Source organism: Fructobacillus evanidus, from assembly GCF_963580165.1.
GTDB classification, from domain to species: Bacteria; Bacillota; Bacilli; order Lactobacillales; family Lactobacillaceae; genus Fructobacillus; species Fructobacillus evanidus.
Genome location: NZ_CAUZLM010000003.1, coordinates 58,215 through 75,813 on the forward strand (window position 1 = coordinate 58,215; position 17,599 = coordinate 75,813).

Genomic DNA, 17,599 nt, shown 5'->3' on the forward strand with positions numbered 1-17,599 from the left:
ATGGAGATTGTTCTTCTAAAATAGATGGACAAACCTTTCAAGAGGTTTAAGTGGAACGAACAGGCCATTGAAAATTACAAATGGTCTGCTTGTATGTTTAAAAAGGAGTTCTGTCAAAAATGGAAAATTTTACATTTAAGAACACAACCGATATTCGTTTCGGGAAAGATCGCTTGGACACTGAATTGCAGGCTGCCATTGCCCAATTTGGTCAAAAGGTGCTCGTAACCTACGGTGGTGGTTCAATTAAAAAATCAGGTCTGTATGAACGCGTGATTAAGGCGCTTGCAGGTTTGGATGTGACAGAATTGTCTGGGATTGAGCCTAATCCAAAGATTGCCTCAGTACGAGAAGGGCAAAAATTAGTCAAGGATAACGATATCGATGTCATCTTAGCTGTTGGTGGCGGATCCGTGATCGATGCTTCGAAGGTAATCGCTTCTGCCAAATTCTATGAAGGCGACCCTTGGGACTTGGTTTTGGATTCCAAGAAGCGCTTTGCCATCGGCCAGTTGCCCGTTGTCGATATTTTAACGTTGGCGGCAACTGGAACGGAGATGAACACTGGTTCCGTGATTTCTAATCCGGAAACGAAGCAAAAGTTGGGAACCGGTGGTCCCAATACACCGGCCGTTTCCTTCTTGGACCCCAGTTTGACTTTCTCGGTTTCAAAGTGGCAAACGGCTGCCGGATCAATTGATATTTTCAGTCACTTGACGGAACAATACTTTGACCAAAAGGGTTATGAAAACGACGTTCGCAATGGCTTGATCGAAGGAATTATGCGCACTGTGGTTAAGTGGGCGCCGGTTGCCTTGCGTGAACCTGATAACTACGATGCTCGCGCTAATTTGATGTGGGCCTCAACGATGGCCTTGAACGGCTTGCCACGGACTGGGAATGTCAATTCATGGTCGGTGCACCCAATTGAACACGAATTGTCAGCCTATTATGACATCACTCACGGTGTTGGCCTGGGCATTTTGACACCACACTGGTTAGACTTTATCTATTCAGACGAAACAAAGCCTTATTTCGTTTCCTTGGGACGGAATGTCTGGGATTTGACGGGGGATGACGATGCCGTTGCCACCCAGACAATCGCAAAGACCCGAGAATGGATAGCAAGTCTTGACGTGCCAACGACATTGCCTGGAGTTGGAATCGAGACGGACCAGGACTTTGAGGCCATGGCTAAGAGTGCGGTTCAGGTTAACCACTTGGACCAAAACGCCTTTGTGAAGATGACAACGGTAGATGTTCGCAACTTATTGGAAGCGTCAATGAAATAAGTAGACTGATTTGCTGGAGGTCGAGTTTTCCTCGATCAACCACCGAATCATGGCCAAAGTAAAAGAGCCAAAGATCGACAATTTGTCGAATCTTTGACTCTTTTTTCGTTTCATTTAGTTGCGATGACCCTTTGATTTAAATCAAATCAGTCCTTAGCGCTGATACAAATAAGCCTTAGCTTCGTATGGCCGCAATTTCAGACCCAAGTCATCTTGGTAATTGCTGATGAGCAACTGGGCATCGGCGGGAACGGGATAATCGCGTTCCAGGTCTTGGTCGGTGAAGTTGTTAATAATCAAGAGTTCTTGGTCATCCCCAATTCGCTTGTACGTATAGACCTGGTCATCAGCCGGGTCAATCAATTCGTAGTGACCCGTGGTCATCAAATCGAGCTCGTGACGGAGCTTAATCAGCTTTTGGTAGTGGTAAAAGACGGAATGTTCATCCGCCAAGGCAGCAGTCGCATTGATGGTTTCGAAGTTGTCATTCAACTTCAGCCAAGGAGTGCCATCGGTGAAACCAGCGTTTTTCCCGGTTGACCACTGCATTGGTGTCCGGGCGTTATCACGACCCTTATAGTGGACGTAATCGAGCATGGTATCATTATCCACTAATTTTTCCTTGTCAACAATGAACTTCCGACCGTTGATGATTTCGATATCATCGAAGTCGTCCCAGCCCAAGTTGTAGGCATTGGTCATCCCCAATTCCTCGCCCTGGTAGATGTAAGGTGTCCCCTGCATGAAGTGCAAGAGGGTGGCCAGCATCTTGGCTGAAACCTCTCGGTATTCGGCAGAATCGTTCCCAAAGCGGCTGACGATACGAGGCTGATCATGGTTATCCCAGTAAAGGGAGTTCCAACTATTGCCTTCGAGTTCTGTTTGCCACTTGCTCAAATTGTCCTTGAGTTTGAGCAATGAAACTGGTTGGTTATCCCACTTGCCCAGTGCTGGGTTAGGGTTGTCATCCAAACCCATATGCTCAAATTGGAAGACCATGTTCAGCTCGCTACCATCGATGCCAGCATACTTGCGAGCATGCTCAATGTCGACGCCAGAAGTTTCACCAACGGTCATCAAATCAGCATTGTTCAACACCTTTTGTCGCATTTCCCGCAAGTATTCGTGCACGTGAGGGCCGTTGGCGGTCAATGAAACCGGATTAGCATAGGTATTACCGGCGGGCAAGGGTGCATCCGGCAATCCATCTGGCTTTGAAATCATCGAAATCACGTCCATGCGGAAGCCATCGATTCCCTTGTCGACCCACCAGTTCATCATTTGATAAACTTGGTCACGGAGTTCGTCGTTTTTCCAGTTTAAATCAGGTTGGCCCTCAACAAAGAGGTGGAGGTAATATTGACCACTTTTCTCGTCAAATTTCCAGGCAGAACCCGAGAAGAAAGAGGACCAGTTGTTTGGTTCATGACCATCAACGGGGTCACGCCAAATGTAAAAGTCGCGCTTGTCATTATCCTTGCTTGACCGGCTTTCGATAAACCATTTGTGCTGGTCGGATGAATGGTTGACCACCAAGTCCATCACGATTTTGATATCGCGGGCGTGTGCAGCGGCCAATAAATCATCGAAGTCCTGCATCGTCCCAAATTCTGGGTTGATGGCTTGATAATCCGAAATATCATAGCCGTTATCCTTGTTGGGTGATTGGTAGATTGGGTTGAGCCAGATTACGTCCGCTCCTAATTTAGAAACGTAGCTGAGACGCTTCTGAATACCCTTCAAATCACCAATGCCATCGCCGTTCGAATCCTGGAAGGAACGAGGGTAAATCTGATAAACAACGGCCTTTTGCCACCATTTAATCGCGCTTGTTGTCATTTAAAAACCTCCAATTTGTTTTTCGGTTGAAAATTGAATCTACCACGTCATTATAAAGAAAATCAGCTGTGAAATAAAGGGGCTCTAATTTAAAAAGCTTACTTTTCAACGGTAAGAGCGGTATAATTTTAGACATCAAATGAGGAATCTTGGAAGGAGTTTCTGTGCTTAAAAAGAAGTTGTTTTGGGGAATTCTGGTTGCGCTAATGGCAATTGGGGTTGTCTTTTATCTGGTTGGTGCCAAAATGAGTCCAACTTTGTCTGAGCAAAATGGCCAGCGGCCAAAGGAGGCCACGGTCTTCTTTCACGGCTACGGCTCCAGCCGCAATGCCGAGAAGTCGATGAGCCAGTACCTGGTGGACCATGATTATTCCAACCGACGGATTAACGTCACGGTTGCTAAAGACGGCACAGTCACCATGGATAAGACAATTGCCCCTGGTGACAAAAATCCGATTATCTTGGTCCAGTTTGATAACAATAAAAACCAGGACTTTAACCAGACTGCTAAGTGGGTTACGACCATTATGACCAAGCTGAGCCAGCAGGGTATCCGCTCAGTGAACTTGATTGGTCATTCGATGGGGAATATGGCCATCGCCTTTTACCTGATGAATGCAGCCGATAATGGTCACGACCTGCCGAAGGTGGTCCGCCAGATCTCGATTGCCGGGACGTACAACGGGCTGATTTTAGCTAATCCGCAGTCAAATTCACCGTTAAGTGCCGAAGGTGAGCCGCAAACGAAGACCGAAATCTTTAACCGCTTAGCGGGTCTGACGGCTTACTATCAAAACCACTCGACGAAGGTCTTGAATATCTACGGTAATTCGACCGGTGGTTCCGCCTCCGATACGACCGTTTATAACAATTCGTCCAAGGCCTTGAAGTATTTTGTGCGCCAGCCAAGTAGTTATCAGGAAACGCTGATTGAAGGGGCGGGTGGTCAACACTCAAAGCTTCATGAAAATCAGACCGTTGATCAAGATATCCTAAAATTCTTGCAAAATTAATATAGACAAAATAAAAATGATTGTAGCCATAGGGGCTGCAATCATTTTTTTGATGTCATCACTTGGTCGCCAATGCATTCAGCGTCGGCATCAGCGAGGCAAGGGCGAGAGCGAGTGAGGCAAAGATTAATAGTCAGTTAAGACAACGTAGTCAACCGTCTTGAGACTGTTCAAGTCACGGCCACCGGCATAAGAGATGGCTGACTGGATGTCTTCTTCCATTTCGGTCAAAGTGTTTTGGATAGGGCCCTTGTAAGGCACCAACAATTTGCGACCTTCCACGTTGTGGGAGTGACCCTTTTGGTAAGCTGAAGCAGAACCAAAGTAGGCCTTGTAAGTCTTGCCGTCCTGTTCAATCAAGTCACCAGGCGTCTCGTCGTGACCGGCAAACATCGAACCGACCATGACCATTGTTGCGCCAAAGCGAATTGACTTGGCGATGTCACCGTTGTGGCGGATACCACCGTCGGCGATGATTGGCTTATTGGCCACCTGAGCGCATTGGGCGATGGCGGCTAACTGCCAACCATTGGTTCCAAAGCCAGTCTTGTCCTTGGTGATGCAGGCCTTACCAGGTCCGATTCCGACCTTGGTTGCATCGGCACCGGCAGCTTCGATTTCAACGATGGCTTCTGGCGTTCCCAAGTTACCAACAAGCAGGAAGGCATCTGGCAAGTTTTCCTTAATATAAGTCACCATCTTGATAACATAGTCGGAATGACCATGGGCGACATCGATGGTGATGTAGTCCGGCGTGATTTGCGCTTCCTTGAATTGGTCAATCAAGGCGTATTCGCCATCCGTAATCCCCAGACTAATGGATGCAATCAAACCCTTAGATTGGATGTTTTGAACGAAGTCAAAGCGTGTTTCGGGTTGGAAGCGGTGCATCACGTAGAAGTAGCCATTGGAAGCTAACCATTCGGCCAAGTTCTCATCGATAACCGTGGCCATGTTGGCTGGCATAACGGGCAACTTAAAGGTGTTCTTTCCAAGAGTCACAGAAGTGTCGGCTTCGCGGCGAGACTTCAAGACTGATTTTTTAGGTAAAAGGCGAATAGCATCATAATCAAAGGTTTTCATCACATAATCTCCGTTTCTGCTGGTGCTTTAGTCTAACAAGACTAGATTAAAGCAATATCAGCAAAGAAAAGGGCGGCAGTGCTTGCAGTCCGACCATACCGGTCAGGCCGGCAGGACACTGTCGCCAAGTAATTCTTTAGTTGTTTTCCCACAAATCAGTTAAGACGTTTGTGGCATCGCGGTCTGGACCAACGGCAAAGGTAGCCAAAGGCAAATCAACGATTTCGCAAACGCGCTTCAAATAGTTGCGGGCATTTTCAGGCAAGTCTTCAAGTGACTTGGCCTTGGTAATGTCTTCAGACCAACCAGGCAATTCTTCATAAACTGGTTCGCAGCGTTCCAAATCAGCTTCGGAAGCAGGGTAGTGGTCGATGACCTGGCCATCCAACTTGTAGTGCGTGGCAACCTTAACAGTTTCAAAGCCAGACAAGACATCCAAACAGTTCAAGGAAAGTTGTGTCAAGCCAGAAACGCGCTTGGCATGGCGCAAGGCCACCGTGTCCAACCAACCGATTCGGCGGGGACGACCTGTGACAACGCCGTATTCGTGGGCGACGTCGCGGATGGTATTGCCGACTTCATCGAACAATTCGGTTGGGAAAGGACCTTCACCAACACGAGAGCAATAGACCTTGGCCACACCGACAACTTGGTCAATCCGGTTTGGACCAATTCCAGCACCGACGGCAGCGCCACCGGCAATTGGGTTAGATGATGTGACGAATGGATAAGTCCCATGGTCGATGTCCAACATGATTCCCTGGGCCCCTTCGAACAAAACGCGTTTGTCGTTGTCCAAAGCTTCGTTAATTAAATAGGAAGTGTCGGCCACAAAGGGACGCAACTTTTCGCCGTATTCCTTGTATTGGTTGAAGATTTCATCAAAATCAAGGGGTTCGCGGTCATACACCTTGGTCAAGAACAAGTTCTTCACTTTCAGTGCTTGCTTTAAGCGCTTTTCCAAAACCTTTGGTTCAAGCAAATCAGCAATCCGGATACCAATTCGATCCAACTTGTCTTGGTAGGCAGGTCCGATTCCCTTGTGGGTCGTTCCAATTTTTTCTTCCTTTAAACCTTCTTGCAATTCATCAAAAAGGGGATGATAAGGCATAATCACTTGGGCTCTTGAAGAGACCTTCAAGTTATGAACGGTGACACCGTTTTCCTTTAAATAGTTAATTTCATTAAATAGTGTTTCTGGGTTGACCACAACACCGGTACCAATCACGTTGGTGACCTGTGGCAAGAAGATTCCAGAAGGAATCAACTGCACGTGGAGTTTCTTACCATCAATGACCAATGTATGGCCAGCGTTGTCGCCCCCCGCGTAGCGGACAACGAAGTCGGCCTTCTGACTCAGAAAGTCTGTAATTTTACCTTTTCCTTCGTCACCCCATTGGGCGCCGGCAATCACGATTGAAGACATGGTTTACCTCTTTTATCATTTATTGGTCATTTTTGACCAAAGGTTAGTATACGGGGAAACGTTCAGAAAATCAAGGGAAAATCAGGGATTGGTTCGGTTTTAATGTTCGGATTCTGCATAAAACTGATTTATTTAATAAATAGTTCGTATTTATACCCGAATTCTTGCTATAATACTCTTGCACGTTTGATAAAAAAGGAGAGTCATAATGTTAGACCGTTATAGTCGACCAGCCATGCGTGATATTTGGTCACTGCAAAACCAGTACCAAACTTGGTTGGATGTTGAAATTGCCATTGATGAAGCTTGGTCAAAGTTGGGTGAAATCCCAGCTGAGGATGTTGAAAAGATTCGTCAGAATGCCACCTTTGATGTTGCACGCATCGAAGAAATTGAAGCGGTCACACACCACGACATCGTTGCTTTTACTCGGACAGTTTCGGAATCATTGGGTGAAGAAAAGAAGTGGGTTCACTTCGGCATCACGAGTACGGATGTTGTCGATACTGCCTACGGTGTTCGTTTGAAGCAAGCTAATGCCATCTTGGAAGAAGACTTGGAAAACTTCATTGCCGTTTTGAAGAAGAAGGCCATTGAGTACAAGGATACGGTCATGATCGGCCGGACACACGGTGTTCAAGCTGAACCAACGACCTTTGGTTTGAAGATTGCTCGTTTCTATTCTGAAATGGAACGCAATTTGGAACGCTTTAAGAAGGCTGCTCGTGGTGTTGAAGCTGGTAAGATTTCTGGTGCCGTGGGTACGTTTGCCAACATTCCACCTGAAATTGAACAGTATGTTTGCGAACGCTTAGGTTTGCACGCTCAGGAAATTTCATCACAAGTTTTGCCACGTGACTTGCATGCCGACTATATGGCGACTTTGGCCTTGATTGCTTCAAGTATGGAAGGTTTCGCTGTGGAAATCCGTTCATTGCAACGTTCTGAAATTCACGAAGTTGAAGAAAAGTTTGCTAAGGGCCAAAAGGGTTCTTCAGCAATGCCACACAAGCGTAACCCAATCGGTTCAGAAAACATCTGTGGTTTGGCCCGCGTGGTTCGTGGCCAAATGGTGACTGCCTACGAAAACATTCCTTTGTGGCATGAACGTGACATCTCACATTCATCAGCTGAACGCATGATTTTGCCAGACAGTACGTCATTGTTGGATTACATGTTGAACCGTTTCATGAAGATCATCGACACGTTGACGGTCTTCCCAGAACGCATGAAGTCAAACATGAACTTGACGCACGGTCTGATTTACAGCCAACGTGTGTTGTTGAAGTTGATTGAAACGGGAATGGCTCGTGAAACGGCCTATGACTTGGTTCAACCTTTGACAGCCAAGTCTTGGGATGAAGGCCGTTCATTCAAGGAATTGGTTGGAGGGGACAAGACGATTACTGCCCACTTGTCACAGGCAGAAATCGACGATGCCTTCGATTACCACTATCACTTAAGCCAAGTTGATACAATCTTCAAGCGCCTTGGTTTGACTGACTAAAAAATTAATCTTAATCAATCGATAGGAAGTAAAATTCCGCAGGATTCTTAGCTGCGAGTTTTACTTCCTTTTTTGTTTACCAATGGAAGCCCCATGAAAATCAGTTTTAAAAACGAAATGTTGCGTGATTATTTATTCTAAAAAGTATTACATTGTTACGAAAATAAGTGTGACCTTAATATTACAGAGTAGGTTGCTGTTTAGAAGAGCTCAAGACAAATATTAGATATATCATTTCCTGATGTCTAGAATAACAAACTTTTTACATCCTAAAGTTAGCGGTTTTTTTGTATAAAATGCTTATTTAATGGGCTTTTTCTCATAATAATCTAAATTATAAACATATAATGAGAATGAGAAAATTAATAAAAATCATTCTAAAAAAAACAATGTAACAGTATTGCAATGTTTTGCATTTTTTATTATAATAATGTTTGTAAATAATATTAAACATTTCCTGGGGGTATCAAACGTGGAAACTAGAGTAAATAAATTTCAAGAAAGAACGCATTTCAAGATGTACAAATCTGGAAAGCAATGGCTAGTTGCCGGAATGGCGACCTTTGCTTTGGTTGGTGCGGCCCAGGTCGTCACTGGCCATGCGCCAATTGACTTTGGACAAAATATTACGGCGCATGCCGCTGACTCAACCACGAACTACTGGATGGGTCAAAACACAGAATACTACAAGCGTTATAGTGAATTACCACAGAATTCATCAGTTCCTGAATCGACTCAGGCAAAGTGGGGTTATGCTTCTGGTGAAATCGTAAACATGAGAAATAACACCAAGTTTGTGTTCGACGGTTTGACTTATGATAAAGCCTCAAATAAGTATATTTTGAAGGCGGAATTAAGAGTACCACAATTGACGACTGGTGGTGCAGGACGAACATCATACTTTGATATGGGATTTTCTGATTCTCTGTCAGCAAAGACTAGTAACCCTCACTTGTCAGCAGCTAACGGTAACCAATCGGATTTAAGTCCTATCAACGGCGTTTATCATAATGATTTTAACGCTGGTGGAACAGTCGGTGGTACGTCAACAATCACGGTTGCTATTGATCCTGTTAAGGTTTTGCCAACTGATCAAATTACGGCGATGTATTCATCAGATACAGGTACGACTGGTTATCACGCTATCTTCTCAGTTGTTCGAACACTTGGTTATGATGACTTCGGCGCCGCATTTAACAATACTTTGATTGCTCAAATGAAGCAAAACTCAACAGATGCTATCAATAATTCAAAATTGTCGGATAAGCAAAAAACAGCTGAACAGGCTAAGGTTAACGCAGTCACGACTGACGATGATTTCGTTAATAAGTTGCAAGCCATCGATAAGGACGTTCAAGCTAAAAGTGCCGCAAACGCTGTTCCGATTGATCAGCAACGGGCAACCGCCTTACAACAATACAAGGACGCTCACAATGTCGATAAGATTTTAAACGAAATTGCCAATGACTCGACGTTGACTAAAGCTCAAAAGGATGCTCAATCAAAACAGGTTAACGATGCTGTTGCGGTTATTAAAGGTAACTTAGATAAAGCAACAGATTCTGATGATGTGGCCACTGCAATTGCAGATACATCGCAAGATAACGCCATTGCAACGGCCTACCAGCCAGGTACTGATTTAGCAACACAAATTAAGAATGCGCAAGATGCTATTGATGCACAATTAGTAAAGTCAAAAGCATTAGTAGATGATAATACCAACTTAACAGACAATCAAAAGACGGCTCAAAAAACGGCATTGGGTATTGCTGCAACCACTGCTAAGAATAATATTGGAACTAAAATAAATGCTGATGATATCAGCACGGCACAAACTGCTGGCATTAAGAACTTAACTGATTTGGACACGGCAAAGCCAGCAGCCTATACCACGTTGACAAATAAGGCTAACAGTGCCATTTCGACTATTAACAATGATCAAAATTTGACAGATGCTCAAAAGCAAGACCGAATTAACCAGGTTAATACTGCTTTGAAGGGTATCACTGACAAAATTGATCAAGCAACCGATGCTACGACTGTTAACAACTTAGCTGGTAGTGCTGATTTGGATAACGCGATTGCGACGGCTACTTCAGACAGTGGGGTAACACCAATCGCTAATCAGCGTGACAGTGCTAACAAGCAAATTGACCAATATGTAACGGATACGAAGGCCAAAATTGATGCTGACAATAATTTGACCTCTGATGAAAAAAAGACACAGAAGGCTAATGTTGATCAGGCAGCTTCAGATGCTAAGACAGCGATTGCCAACGGCTCGGCTCAAGTGGTTGCTGACACTGTTGCACGAGCACAGGGAACGATTGCGGGACAGTACGTTGCTGGAAAACCCTTGCCTGACCGTCAAAAGGAGGCTGAACAGCAGCTGCAAAACACTGCTGATACGGCTAAGTCAAACTTGGATGCCCAAGTTGCTCAAGCAAATAATGACATCAATAATAACAACTATTTGACGGATGCTCAAAAGCAGGCTCAAAAGGACGCCATCCAAAAGGCGGCGCAAAGCGCTATTAACCAGATTAATAACGCCACTGATGCTGATGCTGTCAATAATGCTTTGGTAAATGGACAAAACGTTGTTAGCAACTTGAACGCTCAAAAGTTAGCAGCACGTACAGCCGTTAACAAAGCAGTGCAAAATGCGGAAGCGACAGTCAACAACAATAATGCTTTGACTGCTGATCAAAAGAAGGATCGCATTGATCAAATTGAGGAAGCTAAGACGGCTGCAGGGAATACGATTGATTCAGCAACTGATGCTGATGTGATTTCAGGAGTGCCTGCAAGTGGTTCAACCTTCGATCAGGCCATTAAGGCTGCAACAGACTTCTCAAACGTAACCTCATTGGATGGCCAAAAGGATGCTGCTAAGGCTGCCCTTGATACTGCAGGACAAAATGCCAAGAATGCCTTGGACGCTGCCAAGACTGCTCAGGAAAATGCAATCGACCAAGATGGTAACTTGACACCTGAGCAAAAGACGGCCCAAAAGGCCGCAATTGACCAAGCAGTGACGAATGCGAAGAGTGATATTTCAAACGCAACGAATGCGGATGATGTGACGAAGGCAAAGGATACTGCGGTAATAGCTATTTCAAACTTATCTGGTGAGAAGACGGCAGCTCGCCAAGCATTAGCTAAGCAAGCACAAGCTGCTATTGATACGATTAATGGCAACAATGCGTTGACGGCTGCCGACAAGGCAAGTCGAATTAAGCAAGTACAAGATGCTTATAACACGGCAACCAGTGCAGTTGATGCCGCAACGACTGCTGCAGATGTAACGGCTGCCCAAAACTCGACTGATTTCTCTGGTGCTATTGCTAAGGCAACTGACTTTACTGGGATTCAGTCGTTGGATGGTCAAAAAGCTGACGCTCAGAAGGCATTGGATACTGCAGGACAAAATGCCAAGGATGCTTTGGATGCTGCTAAGGTTGCCCAGGAAAATGCCATCGACAAAGATGGTAACTTGACGCCAGAGCAAAAGGCCGCTCAAAAGGCCGCAATCGACCAAGCTGTGTCGAATGCGAAGAGCGACATTTCAAACGCAACCAATGCGGATGGTGTTGCTAAAGCCAAGGATGCTGGGATCACTGCCATTTCAAACTTGTCTGGTGAGAAGACAGCGGCTCGACAAGCATTAGCTACGCAGGCATAAGCTGCTATCGATAAGATTAATGGCAACAATGCGTTGACGGCTGCCGACAAGGCAAGTCGAATTAAGCAAGTCAAGATGCTTATAACACGGCAACCAGTGCAGTTGATGCTGCAACGAAGGCTGCAGATGTAACGGCTGCCCAAAACTCGACAGATTTCTCTGGTGCCATTGCTAAGGCAACCGACTTTACTGGGATTCAGTCGTTGGATGGTCAAAAAGCTGACGCTCAGAAGGCATTGGATACGGCAGGACAAAATGCCAAGGATGCTTGGGATGCTGCAAAGGCTGCCCAAGAAAATGCCATCGACAAAGATGGTAACTTGACACCTGAGCAAAAAACTGCTCAAAAGGCCGCAATCGATCAAGCAGTGACGGATGCTAAGACCAACATTACAAATGCAGCTAATGCTGACGATGTTGCTAAGGCCAAGGATGCTGGTATCACTGCCATTTCAAACTTATCTGGTGAGAAGACAGCAGCTCGCCAAGCATTAGCTACGCAAGCCCAAGCTGCTATCGTTAAAATTAATGGCAACAATGCGTTGACGGCTGCCGACAAGGCTAATCGAGTTAAAGAAGTACAAGACGCTTACAATACTGCAACCGGTAAGGTTGATGCTGCAACGAAGGCTGCAGATGTAACGGCTGCCCAAAACTCAACTGATTTCTCCGGTGCTATTACGAAGGCTACGGACTTCTCTGGTGTGATATCTTTGGATACCCAAAAATCAGATGCCGCAAAGGTCATTGATGATGCAGCCACTTCTGCCAAGGCCAAGATTGATGCTGATCCATCAATTTCAACTGATGACAAGACAGCTCAAAAGGCAGCCATTGACGGTTTGGCAACGACTGCTAAGAATAACATCAACGATGCAACGAACGCGGACGGCGTTATTGCCGCTCAGACTGCTGGTGTTAATAGCATCAATAGCTTGGAGAAGACAGCAGTTGATAAGACATTGGCTGACCAAGTGCAACAGGCGCACGATGCTATTAATAAGAACGTTAACTTATCACAAAGTGAAAAAGATACGCGCAATGCAGCCATTGATGCTGCTGCTAAGGCAGCTCAAGATGTCATCAACAATGCCAAGACGTTGGATGAAGCCAACGCAGCTTTGGCAAATGGCTCTGACTATGACAAAGCTATGAAGGCCGCTCAGGATGTCTCAAATGTTCCAACATTGGATACACAAAAGACGACTGCTGAGAAGGCCATTGATGATGCCGCCACTGCTACCAAGGCCAAGATTGATGCAGATCCATCAATTTCAGCTGATGACAGTGCAGCTCAAAAGGCAACCATTGACGGTTTGGCAACGAATGCTAAGACGAACATTGACAATGCTAAGGATGCCGACGGTGTTACAGCCGCAAAGACTGCTGGTGTTGATAGCATCACTAATCTGGATAAGACAACAGTTGATAAGACATTGGCTGACCAAGTGCAACAGGCACACGATGCTATTAATAAGAACGTTAACTTATCACAGAGTGAAAAAGATACGCGCAATGTAGCTATTGATGCCGCTGCTAAGGCAGCCCAGGGTGTCATCAACAATGCCAAGACATTGGATGAAGCCAACGCGGCTTTGGCAAGTGGTTCTGACTACGATAATGCCATGAAGGCAGCCCAGGATGTCTCAAAGGTTCCAACATTGGATGAACAGAAGAAATCAGCTGCTACTGAAGTTGATAATACTGCCCAGACAAACAAGAACAACTTGGACAAGGCTGCTGAAGCTGCCAAGGATGCCATTGACCAAGACGGTAACTTGACGCCGGACGAAAAGGCTGCTCAAAAGCAAGCAGTTGATAACGCTGTTGCAGCTGGTAAGACCCAAATTCAGGGCGCTGCCTCAGCCGATGATGTTACAAATTTTAAGAATGACGTTATCGATAACCTGAATGGCTTGAATGCTGAAAAGCAACAGGCTCGTGAAAGCTTGGCAAAGCAAGCTCAAGCTGCAGTTGATACCATTAACAACAACCCAGCATACTCTGCTCAAGAAAAGGCTGACCGAGTACAAGATGTAAAGGACGCTTACAAGCAAGCTGTTGATGGTGTTGATAAGGCCACTGACAAGCCTGGTATTGATTCTGCCGCTGATTTGAAATTAAACGGTTTGACAGATGCTATTTCAAAGGCAACTTCAATGGATGGTGTCAAGACAGTTGCCGAACAACAAGCAGCTGCTGTACAAGCTATCAACGATGCTCTTGCTAAGGTTAATAATCAAATTGATGCCGACAAGACATTGAATGATGCTGATAAGCAAGCTCAAAAGGCTGTTGCTGCAAAGCAAGCAGCAGATGCCATTGCCAATATCGATAAGGCAACCAACGCTGACGATATCGCTACTGCTCAAAAGGCAGGAATCGATGCTTTGAATAAGTTGGAAGATGCTAAGACAACTACTGACTCAAGCTTGGCTGACAAGGTCAAGGCAGCTGAAGATGCTATTAATGGCAACAAGGCATTGACGTCTGACCAAAAGACAGACCGTTTGAATGCTTTGCACCAAGCACAAGCTACTGCTCAAGACGCGATTAACAAGGCAACTGACCCAGATGCCGTTGCGCAAGTAATTGCGGATGGTTCAGACTTTGCGAAGGCTGTTGCTACGGCTACATCTAATGATGGTGTTAAGACCATTGCTGACCAGCAAGCAGATGCTGACAAGGCCATTGATGATGCAGCTGCCAAGGCAAAGCAAGCAATCGATGCTGACAAGACTTTGACGGATGCCGATAAGCAAGCCCAAAAGGACGTAATTGACGGCCAAGCTGACATGTTCAAGAAGGCAATCAATGCTGCGGACAATGCCGACGATATCAATAAGGACACCGCTACTGGTGTTAAGTTCTTGCAGGATTTGACGGATGCTAAGACGCAAGCAGATGCTAAATTAGCTTCTGATGTTCAAAACGCACATGATGCCATCAACAACAACAAGTCTTTGTCACAGGCGCAAAAGGATGCACGCAACAAGCAAATTGAAGATGCTAAGGTAGCAGTTCAAGATGTGATTAACAAGGCAACGACGCTAGATGGTGTTAACGGTGCTTTGGCAAGTGGAGCCGACTACGATAAAGCCATGAAGGCAGCACAAGATGTTTCGAATGTGCCATCAGTTGCCGATCAGCAAAAGGCTGCTATTGCAGCTATTCAACAAACAGCCGACAAGGAAAAGCAAACAATCGATGCCGATAAGACGTTGACAGATGCTCAAAAGGCTGACCAAAAGGCTGCCATTGATGCGATTGTTAAATCAGCTACGGACGCTATTAACCAAGCAACGGATGCTGATAGCGTTAACAAGATCCAAGCCGATACAACTGACGCTTTGAATAATATTCATGACCAAAAGGCTAATGCCTTGAGTAAGTTGCAAAAGCAAGCTGATGATGCCAACCATGCAATCGAAGCGAACAATGCTTTGACAACTGAGCAGAAGCAAGCAGCACATGAAGCAGTTGCCAAGGCTTTGACGAATGCGCAAGTGGTAACGAATCAGGCAACTACTGCCGATGACGTTGCTAAGTCAGGCAACCAAACCGTTTATAACAAGGCCCTCCAAGATATCGCCGATGGTCTCGCTAAGGTGCCATCATTGGCTGACCAAGCAAAGGCTGCTATCGAAAAGTTGACGGAAGCAGTCAACAAGGCCAAGGATGCCTTGACCGGACCAGATGCTGATGCTCAAAAGAAGGCATTGGACAAGGTTTTGTCAGACGGAACGGCTAAGTTGAATGCTCAGACAAACGCTGATGACTTGAATAAGACTTTGGCTGATGTTTTGAACACAGTTAACGGTTTAAACCAGGCCAAGGCTGATGCTTTGACTGATTTGGATGCTCAAGCCAAGAAGGCAACGGATACAATCAATGCTGACCCAGCCTTTACAGATGATGAAAAGGCAACTCGAGTTGCAGCAGTTGCGAAGGCGCTTCAAGATGCTCACGATGCCGTCAACGAAGCAACTGATTTGCCAGGTGTGGATGCCGCACGTAAGGCCGCTGCCTTCCCTGAAGCCTTGAACAACGCAATGTCTGATGCAGGGGTACAGACTCTTGCAGACCGTAAGGCGGATGCCAAGAAGGCTCTCCAAGATGCAGCCGACAAGGCTAAATTAGTAATTGATGCCGATAAGACTTTGACTGACGCTCAAAAGATTGCGCAAAAGCAGGCGATTGATCAAGCGTTGAAGACTGCTCAAGGTCAAATTGATGTTGCTTCGACTGCCACAAAGGTTGATGTTTCAAAGGCAACGAACTTGCCAACATTTGATACGTTGAACACTGCCAAGACTGACGCCCACCAGGCAGAGGACAAGGCTTACAACGATGCAAAGTCTGCTATTCAAAACAACAATGATTTGACCGATGCTGAAAAACAAGCTCGAATCAGTGATTTAGATAAGGCTCATCAGGCTGCTAGTGATGCCATTGATAAGGCTGTGACACCAGATGGAATCAAGACTGCTGCAGAGACAGCTGCCTTTGATAATGCTGTCAAGGAAGCAACTGATTTCTCAAAGGTGACACCTTTGGCAGAACGGAAGCAGGCTGGCGCTACTACGATTAACAATGCTTTGCAAAAGGCTGTTGATGAAGTCAACGCCAATACGAAGTTGGATGATGCTGCCAAGGCTCGTCAGATTAACATCTTGAAGCAAGAAGCACATGATGCCGTTACCAAGTTGAACGGTCAGACGAATGCCCAAGGTGTTGTGGACTTTGTCCCAACGTTTGAAAAGTTAAACCAATCAAAGGTTGATGCGCGTGCAAGATTGCAAACCAATGCAGCAACAACCAAGGCAGCTATTGATGCAGATGACAACTTGAGCAATGCCCAAAAGCAAGCTCAAAAAGATGCTGTTGACGCTGCTTTGAAGCAAGCTGTTATCGATGTTGATAATGGTCAGGATGTTCCAACGGTTAATGGTATTCCAAATGGTTCAACTGCTGTTAAGGAAATTAACCAAGGACACGTTACTGCAGCGAAGACATCTACTCAACAAGAAGATGACTTGAATGCCGAAATTAATGACCAGGCTGCAAAGGTTAAGGCTGAAATCGATGCCGATGTGACACTCAAGGCTGCTGAAAAGGCTGCACAAAAGCATACGATTGACAGCTTTGTTGCCGAAACAAAGGCAAAGATTGCTGGATTAACTAAGTACCAAGACCGTTTGGATGTAACTAACCAAGCTTTGGATTCTCTTCAGAATCTTCATCAGCAAGGTAAGCCATTAGTTGACCAAAAGGCCGATGCGATTGCAGCCATCGATCAGAAGGCAGCTCAGATTCGTTCACAGATTGCCAATGATACTCGTTTGACTCAAGCACAAAAGGATGTGGACTACCAGTTGGTAGCCGATGCAGTTGCCAAGGCAAAGGCCCAGGTCAACGCTGCTACGAACGCTGATGAAATCGCGGCCGGTTTGGATTACGGTACGGTTCAGCTTGAATCTGCATATCAACAAAAGGTCCAGGAGCAATATGCTGAAAAGCAACCAACGACTCCTGAAGCAGTATTACCAACTACTGCTGAAACGCCTGTTTTGCCACAAACTGGTGAAACAGAAAAGAACCATGAAGGAGCACTTGTTGCAGAAGCTTTGTTAGCTTCCGTAGCCGGATTCTTCCTTGGAAAGACAAACAAGCGTCGACAAGACGAAAAGTAAATACAGCGAAGAGATTAGAAGCAATTTCTAAGGTGATAAAGCGAAGTAATACACAAAACGT

Annotated in this window: 8 protein-coding genes; 5 read left to right on the top strand and 3 right to left on the bottom strand. The window is 45.5% G+C overall.

The genetic code is table 11. The annotated features are described in order from the left end of the window. Positions 1-119: 119 nt before the first annotated feature. Positions 120-1,292 carry an iron-containing alcohol dehydrogenase gene (locus tag AABI08_RS02770; RefSeq protein ID WP_338343851.1) on the top strand — a complete coding sequence of 391 codons (1,173 nt, stop codon included), beginning with the start codon at positions 120-122 and terminating at the stop codon, positions 1,290-1,292. 153 nt (positions 1,293-1,445) lie between these two features. On the opposite strand, the gene AABI08_RS02775 is transcribed toward AABI08_RS02770, so the two are convergent. Then, complete coding sequence (locus AABI08_RS02775; protein ID WP_338344189.1) at positions 1,446-3,131, bottom strand: glycoside hydrolase family 13 protein; 1,686 nt, start codon at positions 3,129-3,131, stop codon at positions 1,446-1,448. Between the two features lie 164 nt (positions 3,132-3,295). Between AABI08_RS02775 and AABI08_RS02780 the strand changes: the two genes are divergently transcribed. Continuing rightward, complete coding sequence (locus AABI08_RS02780; protein WP_338343849.1) at positions 3,296-4,144, top strand: alpha/beta hydrolase; 849 nt, start codon at positions 3,296-3,298, stop codon at positions 4,142-4,144. 126 nt (positions 4,145-4,270) lie between these two features. Here AABI08_RS02780 and AABI08_RS02785 read toward each other — a convergent pair whose 3' ends face one another. Together AABI08_RS02785 and AABI08_RS02790 are read right to left on the bottom strand one after the other, a co-directional pair. Next, complete coding sequence (locus AABI08_RS02785) at positions 4,271-5,227, bottom strand: GMP reductase (RefSeq protein WP_338343848.1); 957 nt, start codon at positions 5,225-5,227, stop codon at positions 4,271-4,273. 136 nt (positions 5,228-5,363) lie between these two features. After that, on the bottom strand, positions 5,364-6,653 hold the full coding sequence (locus AABI08_RS02790; RefSeq protein WP_203618111.1) for an adenylosuccinate synthase: 1,290 nt from the start codon (positions 6,651-6,653) through the stop codon (positions 5,364-5,366). 208 nt (positions 6,654-6,861) lie between these two features. On the opposite strand from AABI08_RS02790, the gene purB reads away from it, so the two are divergent. The 3 genes from purB (at position 6,862) to AABI08_RS02805 (ending at position 17,538) form a co-directional block, all read left to right on the top strand. Further along, positions 6,862-8,160 carry an adenylosuccinate lyase gene (gene purB / locus AABI08_RS02795; protein WP_338343847.1) on the top strand — a complete coding sequence of 433 codons (1,299 nt, stop codon included), beginning with the start codon at positions 6,862-6,864 and terminating at the stop codon, positions 8,158-8,160. Positions 8,161-8,590: 430 nt separating this feature from the next. Continuing rightward, positions 8,591-11,845 (top strand): DUF1542 domain-containing protein, encoded by a 3,255-nt coding sequence (locus tag AABI08_RS02800; RefSeq protein ID WP_338343846.1) that lies wholly within the window; start codon positions 8,591-8,593, stop codon positions 11,843-11,845. A 203-nt stretch (positions 11,846-12,048) separates the two neighbouring features. Beyond that, positions 12,049-17,538: a DUF1542 domain-containing protein gene (locus AABI08_RS02805; RefSeq protein WP_338344191.1), complete on the top strand. Its 5,490-nt coding sequence runs from the start codon at positions 12,049-12,051 to the stop codon at positions 17,536-17,538. The last annotated feature ends 61 nt before the right edge of the window (positions 17,539-17,599 follow it).

Bases quoted from the DNA above. Each gene is read 5' to 3' on its own strand.
- AABI08_RS02770 (WP_338343851.1), top strand. From the start codon at position 120: ATGGAAAATTTTACATTTAAGAACACAACCGATATTCGTTTCGGGAAA.
- AABI08_RS02775 (WP_338344189.1), bottom strand. From the start codon at position 3,131: ATGACAACAAGCGCGATTAAATGGTGGCAAAAGGCCGTTGTTTATCAG.
- AABI08_RS02785 (WP_338343848.1), bottom strand. From the start codon at position 5,227: ATGAAAACCTTTGATTATGATGCTATTCGCCTTTTACCTAAAAAATCA.
- AABI08_RS02790 (WP_203618111.1), bottom strand. From the start codon at position 6,653: ATGTCTTCAATCGTGATTGCCGGCGCCCAATGGGGTGACGAAGGAAAA.
- purB (WP_338343847.1), top strand. From the start codon at position 6,862: ATGTTAGACCGTTATAGTCGACCAGCCATGCGTGATATTTGGTCACTG.
- AABI08_RS02800 (WP_338343846.1), top strand. From the start codon at position 8,591: ATGTTTGTAAATAATATTAAACATTTCCTGGGGGTATCAAACGTGGAA.